This is a genomic window from Microbacterium sp. 70-16, assembly GCF_001898315.1.
In the GTDB taxonomy this organism is placed as follows: Bacteria; Actinomycetota; Actinomycetes; order Actinomycetales; family Microbacteriaceae; genus Microbacterium.
In genome coordinates this window covers 19,347-32,475 of sequence record NZ_MKTQ01000020.1, presented here as the reverse complement: position 1 = coordinate 32,475, position 13,129 = coordinate 19,347, and the positions used below count along the sequence as shown (strand labels likewise).

The 13,129-nt window shown below is 72.3% G+C and carries 13 protein-coding genes; 8 read left to right on the top strand and 5 right to left on the bottom strand.

Annotated features, from left to right (window positions below; genetic code table 11):
• Positions 1-7: 7 nt before the first annotated feature.
• From BGO46_RS10005 to BGO46_RS09995, 3 genes are read right to left on the bottom strand one after another with little or no spacing between them, the layout of a single operon-like run.
• Complete coding sequence (locus BGO46_RS10005) at positions 8-397, bottom strand: VOC family protein (protein WP_292676849.1); 390 nt, start codon at positions 395-397, stop codon at positions 8-10.
• On the bottom strand, positions 394-3,291 hold the full coding sequence (locus BGO46_RS10000) for an ATP-binding cassette domain-containing protein (RefSeq protein WP_292676852.1): 2,898 nt from the start codon (positions 3,289-3,291) through the stop codon (positions 394-396). The genes BGO46_RS10005 and BGO46_RS10000 overlap by 4 nt, the downstream gene beginning before the upstream one ends.
• A 9-nt stretch (positions 3,292-3,300) precedes the next feature.
• Positions 3,301-3,846: a hypothetical protein gene (locus BGO46_RS09995; protein WP_292676854.1), complete on the bottom strand. Its 546-nt coding sequence runs from the start codon at positions 3,844-3,846 to the stop codon at positions 3,301-3,303.
• A gap of 56 nt (positions 3,847-3,902) precedes the next feature.
• On the opposite strand from BGO46_RS09995, the gene BGO46_RS09990 reads away from it, so the two are divergent.
• From BGO46_RS09990 to BGO46_RS09980, 3 genes are read left to right on the top strand one after another with little or no spacing between them, the layout of a single operon-like run.
• Positions 3,903-4,847 carry a 1,4-dihydroxy-2-naphthoyl-CoA synthase gene (locus BGO46_RS09990; protein WP_292676856.1) on the top strand — a complete coding sequence of 315 codons (945 nt, stop codon included), beginning with the start codon at positions 3,903-3,905 and terminating at the stop codon, positions 4,845-4,847.
• Positions 4,847-5,995, top strand: a complete 1,149-nt coding sequence (locus BGO46_RS09985) for an AMP-binding protein (RefSeq protein ID WP_292676857.1) — start codon at positions 4,847-4,849, stop codon at positions 5,993-5,995. The genes BGO46_RS09990 and BGO46_RS09985 overlap by 1 nt, the downstream gene beginning before the upstream one ends.
• A 36-nt stretch (positions 5,996-6,031) precedes the next feature.
• Positions 6,032-7,003, top strand: a complete 972-nt coding sequence (locus BGO46_RS09980) for a 1,4-dihydroxy-2-naphthoate polyprenyltransferase (RefSeq protein WP_292676860.1) — start codon at positions 6,032-6,034, stop codon at positions 7,001-7,003.
• 36 nt (positions 7,004-7,039) lie between these two features.
• Here BGO46_RS09980 and BGO46_RS09975 read toward each other — a convergent pair whose 3' ends face one another.
• Positions 7,040-7,294: a DUF4229 domain-containing protein gene (locus BGO46_RS09975; protein WP_292676862.1), complete on the bottom strand. Its 255-nt coding sequence runs from the start codon at positions 7,292-7,294 to the stop codon at positions 7,040-7,042.
• Positions 7,295-7,375: 81 nt separating this feature from the next.
• Between BGO46_RS09975 and BGO46_RS09970 the strand changes: the two genes are divergently transcribed.
• From BGO46_RS09970 to BGO46_RS09960, 3 genes are read left to right on the top strand one after another with little or no spacing between them, the layout of a single operon-like run.
• Positions 7,376-7,810 carry a PLD nuclease N-terminal domain-containing protein gene (locus BGO46_RS09970; protein ID WP_292676864.1) on the top strand — a complete coding sequence of 145 codons (435 nt, stop codon included), beginning with the start codon at positions 7,376-7,378 and terminating at the stop codon, positions 7,808-7,810.
• Between the two features lies 1 nt (position 7,811).
• Complete coding sequence (gene menD, locus BGO46_RS09965) at positions 7,812-9,614, top strand: 2-succinyl-5-enolpyruvyl-6-hydroxy-3-cyclohexene-1-carboxylic-acid synthase (protein ID WP_292676866.1); 1,803 nt, start codon at positions 7,812-7,814, stop codon at positions 9,612-9,614.
• 49 nt (positions 9,615-9,663) lie between these two features.
• The gene (locus BGO46_RS09960) at positions 9,664-10,527 is read left to right on the top strand and encodes a polyphosphate kinase 2 family protein (protein ID WP_292676868.1); all 864 of its coding nucleotides are present in this window, start codon (positions 9,664-9,666) and stop codon (positions 10,525-10,527) included.
• A gap of 3 nt (positions 10,528-10,530) precedes the next feature.
• Here the strand turns inward: BGO46_RS09960 and BGO46_RS09955 are convergent, their stop codons facing one another.
• Complete coding sequence (locus BGO46_RS09955) at positions 10,531-11,793, bottom strand: isochorismate synthase (protein ID WP_292676870.1); 1,263 nt, start codon at positions 11,791-11,793, stop codon at positions 10,531-10,533.
• A 41-nt stretch (positions 11,794-11,834) separates the two neighbouring features.
• On the opposite strand from BGO46_RS09955, the gene BGO46_RS09950 reads away from it, so the two are divergent.
• Positions 11,835-12,419, top strand: coding sequence for a hypothetical protein (locus BGO46_RS09950; protein ID WP_292676872.1), 585 nt, complete (start codon positions 11,835-11,837; stop codon positions 12,417-12,419).
• On the top strand, positions 12,416-13,129 hold the full coding sequence (locus BGO46_RS09945; protein WP_292676874.1) for a demethylmenaquinone methyltransferase: 714 nt from the start codon (positions 12,416-12,418) through the stop codon (positions 13,127-13,129). Before BGO46_RS09950 ends, BGO46_RS09945 begins: the two co-directional genes overlap by 4 nt.

Below are 13,129 nucleotides of genomic sequence, written 5' to 3'. Positions count from 1 at the left end.
CGGGTGTTCACGACGCGGCGTCGTGCGCAGCCCATCCGCTCCAGCCGGTCGCATCGACGACGCAGAAGCGGTTGCCCTCGGGGTCTTCCATGATGACGTAGTCGGCGTCGGCGGGTTGCTTGTCCCACCGCACGCGGCGCGCGCCGAGCGCCTGAAGGCGGGCGACCTCGGCATCCTGATCCTGCGCATAGAGGTCGAGGTGGATGCGCGGCGGCAGCACCCGCTCGCTCGCGACGGCGTCCAGCGAGACGCTCACACCGGGCCCCGAGCGCGGCCGCAACAGGGCGAAGTCGACGTCGACCGGCTCGCGGGCGACGTAGTCGAGCGCCTGCGTCCAGAACGCGAGTTGTGCGGCGAGGTCGTCGACACGGATGACGATCGACCCGATCACGATCATGCGTCGACTGTAGCCCTCGTCGCCGGCAGGCGCGGGGTAGCCACTGCCACGGGCTTCGACCTTCGCAGCGACTGCAGCAGCGCGCGGCCGACGAGCGCGAGGCCGACGACGGTCGTGACGGCCCGCAGGGTGTCCCAGCCGATCGTCGAGGTCAGCAGCGAGTAGACCAGGAAGTGCGCGAGGTTCTCGCCGATCGACCCGCCCGGCACGTACGAGATGCTCGTGTTCGCTCCGACCGCGAACGGCCAGAACCACATGTTCATGATGAGTCCGAACAGGTAAGAGGCGACGATGCCGTACCCGGCGAGCATGATGATCTCGGGTACGCCGCGCACGCGCCGGGGCAGCAGTCCCGCGCCCGCGCCGACCCAGCCGCACGCGAACATCTGGAACGGCAGCCACGGCCCGACGCCGCCCCACATCAGTGCGGACAGGGCTATGGATGCCGCGCCCAGCAGCAGCCCGAACCGGGCTCCGAACGCGCGCCCCGCGAGGATCAGCAGGACAAACAGCGCCTCGACGCCGCCGACGCCCGTGCTCGCGATGCGGATCGCCGCGCCGATCGCGGCGAGCACTGCCAGCAGCGCGAGCGTGTGCGCGGAGCGGATCGAGGCATCCAGCGCCGCGAAGACGAGGACGACCGCGAGCGGCGCGAGCGATAGCGCGATGTAGGGGACGGCCGCCTGCGCCTGGCTCGGCGTCGCGATCGCGACGAGCGGCCACAGGAATGCCGTCGCCGCGGCGAGGTTCGCGGCGATCAGGGCGGGGGTGCGCCAGCGGGGGGTGTGGGGGTGCGGGTTGTGGGGGCGCGGCGGCCGTGGTCGCACTTCGGGAGGAGATTTCGCTTCGGGAGGATCGATCGGGGCCTGGGCATCCTCCGGAACGGAAATCTCCTCCCGAAGTGCAGGCCGAGCGGATGCCTCGAGGGCAGCCCCCGAGGGCAACCCCGCGGGCTCGTGCCGCGCCCGGCCCCCCAGCACCCCGCCCTCCATCGCCAGCGCACGGCCGGCGAGGGCGGCGAAGCCGGCGTCGTGCGTCGCGAACAGCACGGCCGTGCCGCGCGCGGCTTCGGCGAGCATCGCGCGGGCGACGAGGTCGCGCGCCCGCGGATCGAGTCCCCGCGTCGGCTCGTCCAGCATGAGCACGCGCGGATCTCCCGCCGTCTGCAACGTGATCGCGAGGCACCGCCGCTCGCCCGCGGAAAGATCGCGCGGATGCCTCCGCAACCGCTCGCGGAACGCCGCGGCATCCGTCTCGAGGCTCAGCAGCCCCGCGAACCGCGCCGCCGTCGTGCCGGGCGCCAGGCGGCGGCGCCGGTCAAGGTGACGGCACTCCGCCGCGACGGTGTCGCGCACGAACAGGGCATCCGAGTCATCGGGGACGAGCGCGACGTCTGCCGCGTGCTCGCCGGTGGCGATCGCCGCGAGCAGGCTCGACTTGCCGGCCCCGTTCGGGCCGCGTAGCGCGACGACCTCGCCCGCGTGCAGGGTCAGCGTCGCCGCGTCGACGGCCACGCGGTTGCCGTGGCGCACCGTGAGACCCGTCACCTCGAGCGCAGGCGCACCCGTCTGCTGTTCATAATTCAGTCTCTGTGGCCGCGAAATGCCCGATTCGACCCCCGGGGCGGTGTTTTCGTGGCGCGGAGACTGAATTGCGAACGCGTGCCCCGCCACAACCTCGCCCGCCGCAACCCGCCCGCCGTGCACCTCCCACCACCCGTCGGCGACGCTGGCGAGCTCGCCCGCGCGGTGCTCGGCCACGAGCACGCTGATTCCGGCGTCGTGCGCGAGCGTGCCCAGCAGCGCGACGATGCGGGCGCGCGCGTCGACGTCGAGGTCGGCGAGTGGCTCGTCGACGAGCAGCAGGATCGGCTGCTCGACGATCGCGGCCGCGATCGCGACGAGCGTCGCCTCGCCGGCCGACAGGCCGCGCAGTTCGCGATCGAGCAGATCCGTGACCCCGACGCGCGCCGCGACGTCGCGCACGCGCTCGTCGACAAGTACCGGGGCGACGCCGCGCAACTCGAGAGCCAGCCCGATCTCATCGCGCACGTGCTGCGTCGCGAACGCCTGGCGCGGATGCTGCAGCACGACGCCGACCCTCCGCGCGAGGTCACGGGGCGCCGTCGCGGCGCGATCCCAGCCGGCGACCTGCACCACGCCCGAGATCCAGCCGCCGTCGACATGCGAGTGCAACCCGCTCAGCGCGCGCAGCAGCGTCGTCTTGCCAGCGCCGGTCGCACCCGTGAGCACGACCAGCTCGTCCGTGTGCAGCGACAGCAATTCGGGAACAGTGACGACGGCATCGCCTGCGCCGAAACCCGCGGATGCCCCGCGCAGCACCGCCGGGTGCGCACAGTCGCCCTCGAGCCCGCGCCCCGCGTACCCGCGCACCTCGAGCGCCGCCGCGACGGCGGTCGCCCGCTCGAGGGTGTGCTCCAGCACGGGCGCGAGCAGGCGCACGCCGCTCGCCACACCCGCGCGCTCGCCGCGCAGCCGCTGCGCGAAGCGCGCCGTGCGCACGGCATCGGCGAGCGAGGGCAGCGTCGCCCACGCCACCGAGATCGCGCGCGCCAGCCCCTGCAGCGGACCCGACCGCGCGCCCCGCGCGAGCAGCCGCGGCACGTCGAGCATCGCGTTGAGCAGGCCGAAGGCGAGGATCGTCAGCGCGATCGGCACCGCGCTGAGCGCGGCATCCATCAGCCCATCGAGCGTCACGGGGCCGAGCACCTGCACGTGCGCGAACGGCGCCGGCAGCCGCCACAGCGGCAACGGCCGCACCACGAGGCCGTCGCCGTCGGCGCCGTGGAACAGCACCCGATAGACGATCCGGACCACCACGAACCCGGCCGCCAGAGCGGCGGCCGCGCGCAGAGGCCCGGATCGGAAGGTCACACGGGGAACTTACGCCGCGGGCGCCGCCGGCGCGCCGTCGAGTGTGAACAGCAGTTCGACGCTGTCGCCCGGCTCGGCGGTCAGGGTCGACAGACCCTCCTGCGCGTAGTCCCACGCGCCGCCGGCGGGCTTGACCCACAGCGACCAGTACGCGAACGCGGCCGGCATCGACTCGCACGCCTCGACGTAGGTCGGGTCTTCCGTCGATCCGACGGGCTCGGATGCCGAGGGGAGACCGTCCACCCGGCAGATGACCTGGTCTCCGTACTCGGTTGTGCCCTCGGTCGTCACTCCCGTGCCGACGAGCGCGTCGGAGACGGCGACGGTGTCGGTCGCGAAGTAGCACCAGGTCTCGGAGGAGCCGTCTGCGAGCGCCGAGGAGTCGACGACGATCGTCACGCCCTCGTCGCCGTCGCACGCCGCCTGCACCGCGACGGCGGCACTTGCGTCGCTGGAAGAAGTCGGCTCGGTCGAGGTCTGCGCCGTGCAGGCGGACAGGCCGAGCGCGAGGGCGCCGGCGGCGAACAGGGTCAGGATGCGGGGAGTCGTCGTCACCGATCCAGCGTAGGGGGCGGCGGGGGCCTCGCGTGACGCGCGCGTAGGCTGGGCGCGTGACCGAGCCCTACGTCTCCGAGCTGTTCGACCCCGCCGAGTGGACCCTCGCGCCCGGCGCGGATGCCTACACCGACATCACCGCGCACGTGAGCCTCGACGGCCGCATCGCGCGCGTCGCGTTCGACCGACCCGAGGTGCGCAACGCGTTCCGCCCGCACACTGTCGACGAGCTGTACCGCGCCCTCGACATCGCCCGGCAAGACCCGAAGATCGGCGTCGTGCTGCTCACCGGCAACGGCCCGAGCGCCAAGGACGGCGGGTGGGCGTTCTGCTCGGGCGGCGACCAGCGCATCCGCGGGCGGGCGGGGTATGAGTATGAGGCGGGTGGTTTCGATACGCCGGTATCGCCGGCTACTCAACCACCGGTGGGTGTGACGGCAGCGTCCCTCGGCCGGCTGCACATCCTCGAGGTGCAGCGGCTCATCCGGTTCATGCCGAAGGTCGTCATCGCCGTCATTCCGGGGTGGGCGGCGGGCGGCGGGCACTCGCTACACATCGTGTGCGACCTGTCGATCGCGAGCGCGGAGCACGGCAAGTTCAAGCAGACGGATGCCGATGTGGGCAGCTTCGACGCCGGCTACGGCTCCGCGTACATGGCGCGCCAGGTCGGCCAGAAGGTCGCGCGCGAGGTGTTCTTCCTCGCTGAGGAGTACTCCGCGCAGCGCGCGTATGAGATGGGCGCCGTCAACCGGGTCGTGCCGCACGCCGAGCTCGAGCGCGAGGCAATCGCGATGGCCCGGACGATCCTCGGCAAGTCCCCCACGGCGATCCGCATGCTGAAGTTCGCCTTCAACGCGATCGACGACGGCATGGTCGGCCAGCAGGTGTTCGCGGGCGAGGCGACGCGTCTCGCTTACGGCACCGACGAGGCCGTCGAAGGTCGCGACGCGTTCCTCGAGAAGCGCGATCCCGACTGGTCGCCCTACCCGTACCACTATTGATGAACCTCGAACCGGTCGACGGATCCGACGCCCGAGCCGTCTTGCGCGGCCTGCGCGGCGCCGTCCTCGGCGCGGGGCCGGCGATCGCGCTCGGTGGCGGCGACCTCCCGCACGAGGTCCCCGCGGGGACGGCCGTCGTCGTCACGACGTCGGGCTCGACGGGGCATCCGAAATCCGTCGCGATCAGCCGCGCGGCGCTCACCTCGAGTGCGCTCGCGACGGCCGATCGCCTCGGCGCTGGCGCGTGGCTGCTCGCCCTGCCGGCGGGCTACATCGCAGGGGTCCAGGTGCTCGTGCGCTCGCTTGTCGCGGGACGCGAGCCGGCGATTCTGGCGGGGTCGTTCTCGGCGCACGCGTTCGCCGCGGCGGCCGCGGCGATGGCATCCAGCGACGGTGGCGTGCGCGTGCCGACGTACACGTCGCTCGTCCCGGCGCAGCTGCAGACCGTCCTCGATGCGATCGACGGCGGCGATACCGCCGCAGCACGCGCCCTCGAGGGGTTCGAGGCGATCCTCGTCGGTGGGCAGGCGCTCGCGCCCGCGCTCGCCGAGCGCGCCGCCGCCGTCGGCGCACGGATCGTCCGCACCTACGGATCGAGCGAGACCTCCGGCGGTTGCGTGTACGACGGCATCCCGCTGCCGGGCGTCGGTGTGCGCATCGACGAAGGCGAAGTGCAGCTGTCCGGGCCGACGCTCGCCGACGGCTACCTCGGCGATCCCGAGCAGACCGCCCGCGTCTTCGTGCGCGACGGCGCGACCCGCTGGTACCGCACGGGCGACCTCGGCAGCTTCGACGACGGACGCCTGCGCGTGACGGGCCGGGCTGACAACGTCATCATCTCGGGCGGCGTCAACGTGTCGCTCGACCGCGTCGAGCGGGCCGTCCGTACGATCGAGGGGCTCGCGGATGCCGTCGTGGTGCCCGTCTCGGACGAGCGCTGGGGTCAGGCATCCGTCGTCGTGACGGCGGCGCGCGTCGACGCCGATGACGCGACCGCGCTCGTGCGCGCGGCGGTCGAGGCCGAGATCGGCAAGGCCGCGCGCCCGCGCGAGGTGCTGGTCGTCGACCGGCTGCCCCTGCTGCCCAGCGGCAAGCCCGACCGCACGGCGCTGCGCGCCCTCGCCGCAGACGCGGCCGCCGCGGGTTGACCGGCCCCGCATAGCCTCCCGCAATAGGATTTCGGGGTGGCAGCCAGTACCCGCAAGAAGAAGAGCTCCGGATCGAAGAAGGTCCACGGCAATCCGCAGCGCGCGCATGTCTCGCGCGACCCCGCCCACGTCGAGCCTGCGCGGCTCGGCGACTGGATCGGCGCGGCGCGGCTGCGCACTCTTCCCCTCGCGGTCGCACCCGTCGTGCTCGGTACGGGCGCGGCGCTCGTTGTCGACCGCACGTTCCACTGGGTCATCGCACTGTGCTGCCTCATCGTCGCCGTCGCCCTGCAGATCGGCGTCAACTACGCGAACGACTACAGCGACGGCATCCGCGGCACCGACGACCACCGGGTCGGCCCGGCCCGCCTGACGGCGAGCCGCAAGGCGAAGCCGCGCACCGTTCTCACCGTCGCGCTCGCGTTCTTCGGTATCGCCGCGATCGCGGGCATCGCGATCGTCGTGCGTACGGGTCACTGGTGGATGCTGCTGGTCGGTGCCGCCTGCATCGTCGCTGCCTGGTTCTACACCGGCGGCAAGCGCCCCTACGGCTACGCGGGCCTCGGCGAACTGTTCGTCTTCGTCTTCTTCGGACTCGTCGCGACGGTCGGCACGACGTTCGTGCAGGCGGGCTTCGTGCCGCAGGAGGCCTGGTTCGCGGGCGTCGCGGCGGGCCTGCTCGCGTGCGCCGTGCTGCTGGCCAACAACCTGCGCGACATCGACCAGGACCGCATCGCGGGCAAGCGCACGCTGACGGTGCGCATCGGCAAGCGCGCGACGCAGATCGTCTTCACGGTCTTCGTGGTCGTGCCTTTCCTCATCGTCACGCTGCTCGCGCAGGTCTACCCGATCGCGTGGCTCGGATTGCTTGCGCTCATCCCCGCCGCCTGTGCGATCCTCATCGTCTGGACCTACCGCGCACCGCGCGAGCTTGTCATCGCGCTGAGCCTGACGAGCGTCACCTCGCTCGGCTACGCCGGTCTGCTCTGCTGGGCGTTCGTCGGCTGAGCTCGACGGGATGCCGCGGCTGAGGCCGGCTGACGATCACTCGTCGGTCGTGGCATCCTCGATCTGCTCGTCGGTGGGCCGCTTCGGCTTGCGCGCCGCGAGGTCGGCGGTCAGGTCATCGAGCGGGCGGCGCAGGAACAGCATCGACAAGCTCAGGCCGATGAGCGCGGCGAAGATCGCCGACAGCCAGTAGTACTCACGCAGGATCGGGATCAGCATCATGATCCCGAACGGCACGAGGAAGGCCGCCAGTCGCAACACCGTGTAGACGAGGGCCGAGCGAGCACGCATGGTCCCAGTTTACGCGCGCGCCCGTGCCGCCCGGCCGCCACACCGCGGCCGCGGCAGGGCGCACGCGCCTAGGATGGAAGGGTGGTGCGCATTCTCCTTCCGGCGGTGCTGCTGCTGATCGCGTTCTGGGTCTACAGCATCGTCGACTGTGCGCTCTTGCCGCCGACCCGCCATCGCGGCGTGAACAAGCCCGTGTGGCTGCTCATCGTGATCCTGCTGCCGGTCGTCGGGGGCATCCTGTGGTTCATCGTGGGGCGCGGCCGAGTGCGTCCGCAGCCCGAGTTCCGCGCGCCCGACGACGACCCGGCCTTCCTCGGCAGCATCGGCTCGATCAGCGATCAGGACGAGCGCATCCGCCGTCTCGAGGCAGAGCTGGCTGCCCTCGATGCGGAAGACGACGATCCGGATGCCCCGGGCGGCTCCGCAAGCGATGCCCCCGGCACCAGCCAGGCCAAGCCCTCACCTGACGACGAGGGTGACGGCCAGGCGCACGGCCCGCGCGGATCCCTCGGCTGACATGACCCACGCGCACGACTCGGCTCCCGCGACGGATGCCGCGGCCGCCCTGCTCGGCCGCCTCGTCGAGCTCGGCGTGCGCCACCTGGTGGTCAGCCCCGGGTCGCGCTCGCAAGCGCTCGCGCTCGTCGCCGCCGAGCTCGAGGCGCGGGGATCGGCATCCGTGCACGTGCGCATCGACGAGCGGGTCGCCGGCTTCACGGCGCTCGGCATCGGGCGCGAGAGTCGCATGCCCGCCGCCGTGATCTGCACGTCGGGCACCGCCGTCGCCAACCTGCTGCCGGCGGCGCTGGAGGCGCACCACGCGGGCATCCCGATGCTGCTGCTGACCGCCGACCGGCCGCCCGAACTGCGCGGCGTCGGCGCGAACCAGACCACGCGGCAGCCGGGGCTGTTCGCGCCCAGCATGCGGCTCGAGGCCGACCTGCCCGTTCCCGAGGTCGTCGACCCGGACGGATCGGGTGAGCAGTCGGCGATGCTGCGCCGGGTTGCGGAAGAGGCGGTCGAAGCGGCGCTCGGCGCGGGCACCAGGCAGGCAGGGCCGGTGCATCTGAACCTGCCGCTGCGCGAGCCGCTCGCGGGTGCACTGCCGCGGTGGCTCGGCGAGCCGACCGTGCAGCTCGTGCATACAGGCCCCGGCCCCGACGACGCACCCGCCGAAGACATCCCCGCGCCCGAGCCCTCCGGCGCGCTGTATCAGGGCGGCGGCGGCATCGGCGAGTCGAACGTGCCGACCGATCCCGAGCTCGACCCGCATGTGCTCGAGCGCGGGCCGCGGACGGTCGTGGTGGCGGGGGCGGATGCCTCCGGCGCCGCCGAAGCGCTCGCCCACGCGGGCGGCTGGCCGCTCGTCGCCGAGATCGTGTCGGGCGCGCGCTACGGCCGCAACCTCGTGCACGGATATCGCGGACTGCTCGCTGACCCCGAGCTCGGCGGGCGCATCGAGCGCGCGATCGTGTTCGGGCATCCGACCCTCAGCCGCGAGGTCACGGCGTTGCTGTCGCGCGAAGACGTCGAGGTGTTCGCCGTCCGCGGGCCGGGAGAGCCGCTCAACCTCAACGGCGCGACGACCGCCGTCGACGCCGTCGTCGCCGCCGTTGGCGATCTCGACCGCGACTGGTTCGGGGCGTGGATGCGCGCCTCGCGCGCGGCATCCGTCGATCTCGCGCCCGCGGCACCGGATGCCGAAGGGCTCGCGTCGGCCGTGCCGGCACAGCGCCTCGGCGCGATCGCCGCAGAGCTCGAGGTCGCGCGGGCCCGCATCGACCGCGCGATGCTCGTCGACGCCGTCTGGCGGGCGACCTGGCCGCACGACCGACTGCTGTTCGCCTCGTCGCGGCTCGTGCGCGTCGCCGACCAGCTACTCGGCGGCAAGAAGGTGCCCGTGCACGCCAACCGCGGGCTCGCGGGCATCGACGGGACGATCGCGACCGGCGTGGGCATCGCGTTGACAAGCCAGGCGAACGGTGCGCCGGGCGTCACGCGCGTGCTGATCGGTGACCTCGCGCTGCTGCACGACGTCGGTGCGCTGCTGCTGCCCGCCGCCGAGCCTGCACCGAGGATCCAGGTCGTCGTCGGCAATGACGGCGGCGGCACGATCTTCGACGGACTCGAGGTCGCGCAGACGGCCGGCGCCGCCGCGATGGATCGCGTGCAGTACACGCCGCAGGACGTCGACATCGCACAGCTCGCCGCCGCCTACGGCTGGGAGTACGTCCGCGCGACGACGCGCACCGAGCTCGATCAGGCACTCACTTCGGCCGTCAGCGGGCGTCAGATCGTCGAGGTGCTGCTCGACCGGTGAGCGTCGCGCGGCGCTACCGAACGTCCGTGGCATCCGCCAAGATGACAGGATGACCGCGAAGAGCCAGACCGAATGGACGGGCGAGCCCTCCGAACTGCTGCGCGTGGGGGAGGGGTTCCGCCTCGCCGACGTCGATCCCGACGCCACACCCGGCTACGACGGCGGCAAGAAGGATGGCAAGGGCGACCTCGACGCCGGTGTCGAAGAGCTCGACGAACTGCAGGAGCGCCTGTTCGCGCAGAGTCGCGTCGTCGACGACAGCCCCGCCGTGCTGCTCGTGCTGCAGGCGATGGACTCGGCAGGCAAAGGCGGGATCGTCCGACACGTGATCGGCGCCGTCGATCCGCAGGGCGTGCAGTTGAAGGCGTTCAAGGCACCGAGCGCCGAAGAGCGCGCGCACGACTTCCTGTGGCGCATCGAGAAAGAGGTGCCGCGGCCGGGGTACATCGGCGTCTTCGACCGCTCGCACTACGAGGACGTCCTGATCGGGCGGGTGCGCGAGCTCGCGTCGCCTGAGGAGATCGAGCGGCGCTACGGCGCGATCGTCGACTTCGAGAAGCGGCTGACCGATGCCGGCACCCGCATCGTCAAGGTCATGCTGCACATCTCGTCGGACGAGCAGAAGGCGCGGCTGATGGAGCGTCTCGACCGCCCCGACAAGCACTGGAAGTACAACCCCGGCGACGTCGACGAGCGGCAGCTGTGGCCCGCGTACATGGATGCCTATCAGACCGTCTTCGAGCGCACGTCGACGCCGAACGCGCCGTGGTACGTCGTGCCCGCGAACGCGAAGTGGTACGCGCGGCTCGCGGTGCAGGCGCTGCTGCTCGAGGCCCTCGAAGAGATCGACCCGCAGTGGCCCGCCGCCGACTTCGACGTCGAGGCCGAGAAGGCCCGCCTCGCCGCGACCTGAGACTTACGCGAGGGCGTCTACCACCGGGCGGAACTTGACGCGGGTCTCGAGCAGCTCCGCCTCGGGATCACTGCCCGCGACGATGCCGGCACCGGCGTGCGCTGTGAACGGGATGCCCTCGGCATCCGCGGCATCCACATCGAACTGCGCGCCGCGCAGCGCGATCGCCCACTCGCCGTCGCCGCGGCCGTCGATCCAGCCGACCGGGCCCGCGTAGCGGCCGCGGTCGAACGGCTCGATGCGCGCGATCGCGTCGAGCGCGGCCTCCGTCGGGGTGCCCGCCACCGCGGCCGTGGGGTGCAGCACGTGCACGAGATCGAGCGCCGAGGTCTCGGCGGTGGTCGCCGCCTCGACGTCGGTCGCGAGGTGCCACACGTTGGGCAGCGCGAGGGTGAACGGCTGCTCACTGGCGGCGAGGGCCGACGTGTACGGGGTCAGCGCGTCGACGAGACTGCGGACGGCGTAACCGTGTTCGGCGAGGTCCTTCGCGCTGGATGCCAGGCCCAGCGCGGCCTCGCGGTCGGTGTCGGGGTCGGCGCCACGCGCGACGGTGCCCGCCAGCACACGCGCGGTGACCGTGCCACCTGTGACGGTGACGAGGGTTTCGGGACTCGCGCCGATGAGACCGTCGACGGCGTAGACCCACGTGTCGGGGTAGCCCGAGGCGAGCGCGCGCACGAGGCGCCGCAGGTCGGCGCCGGGTGGCACGGTGCCGACCAGGTCGCGGGCGAGGACGACCTTGCTCACGTCGCCGGCGGCGATCGCGGCAAGGCCCGCGCGCACGGCATCCTGGTAGCCCTCCGGTCCGAGCGCGCCGGGGCCGACCGCGGCTGACCAGTGCGGGCCGAACCCGATCGCCTCGGGTTCAGAGGGCTCGGGTTCGCCGGCATCCGGCAGCACCCATGTCGCCCAGCAGCGGTCGCCGCGCCGCCCGATCGTCAGGCGGGGCACCGTCAGCACCGCCGTCGCGGCCGAACGCGGGTCGAAGGGCAGCGCCCCGAACGCGACCAGGCCCGAGCCCGGTTCCTCGACGGGATCGTCGACCTCGGCCGCGGCGGCCACCGCGCGCCAGCGTGCCGACAGGTCTGCGGCATCCGCCGCCGACGCCGTCAGGGTCAGCGCGTCGCCGACGCCCACGAGCCACGCGCCGCGCCGCGCCCAGACGAGCGGATTGCGCGGGTCGGCGTACTCGAGCAGGTCGCCGAGCGGCGCGATCTCGCGGGTCAGGACGCGCAGCCGGGCAGGGCTAGGCGCGGTGACACTCACGCTGTCAGCCTAATCCGCTCGGTCCGCGTAGGCTCGCGTCCGTGACCGCACGCCCCGACCTGCCCGTACCGGGCACCCGGCTGAAGTTCCGTTGGCGCAAGTGGGACGGCAGTCCGCACTGGGTGCACGACTGCGTGTTCTTGGGCAGCGATCAGTGGGGCGATTGGGTCGGTCAGCGTGACGGCTGGCACAGCGCGCGGCCGGGCCTCGCCTTCGACGTGCTGGGCGACAGCGTGACGCTGCTGCCGCCGAGCGGCGAGTACGCCGCGACGATCAACGCGGCGCATCCGCGCATCGCGATCTACATCGACGTCGCGTGGTACGTGCGGTGGGATGCCGGTGAGCACGGCCCCGAACCTGTCGGCATCGACATGGATCTCGACGTCGTCCACGCCCTCGACGGGCGCGGCATCTTCATCGACGACCGCGACGAGTGGGACGAGCACCGCGTGCAGTACGGCTACCCGGCCGACATCGTCGCCCGGCTCGAGCAGGTCGCGATCGACCTCGAGCGCGAGGTGACCGCTGAGCGCGCTCCGTACGACGGCGCGACCGCGGCGCGCTGGCTCGCCGAGCTTGACCGCCTTGCTCCGGCATCCGGCCCCGCGCCTAGGATCGAGGAGTGACTGAGCACCGCGCCGACCTCGGCAAAGACCCTTCCCGCGTCAGCGGCATGTTCGACGAGGTCGCTGCCGGCTACGACCGCACCAACACGGTGCTGAGCCTCGGTCAAGACAAACTGTGGCGCATCGTGACGACCCGCGCCGTCGCGCCCAAGGCGGGTCAGCGGATCCTCGACCTCGCTGCCGGCACCGGCGCGAGTTCGGTGTCGCTCGCGCGCAGCGGCGCCGAGGTGGTCGCGGGTGACTTCTCGCCTGGCATGATCGCGGAGGGTCGCCGCCGGCATGGTGACGTCGCGAACCTGTCGTTCGTCGAGGCGGATGCCACGGCGCTGCCGTTCGACGACAACGCGTTCGACGCCGTCACGATCTCGTTCGGGCTGCGCAACGTCAACGACCCGAAGAAGGCTCTGGGGGAGATGCTGCGGGTCACCGCTCCGGGCGGACGGCTCGTGATCTGCGAGTTCTCGCACCCGCAGAACGCCGCTTTCGCGGGCCTGTACGGCTTCTACAACAACCGCGTGCTGCCGATCGTCGCGAAGACCGTCTCGAGCAACGCCGATGCGTACGACTACCTCAACGAGTCGATCCGCGACTGGCCCGACCAGGTGACGTTGTCGTCGTGGATCCGCGGTGCGGGCTGGACCGACGTGGCCCACCGCAACCTCACGTTCGGCATCGTCGCTCTGCACCGCGCGACCAAACCCCACGCCTGA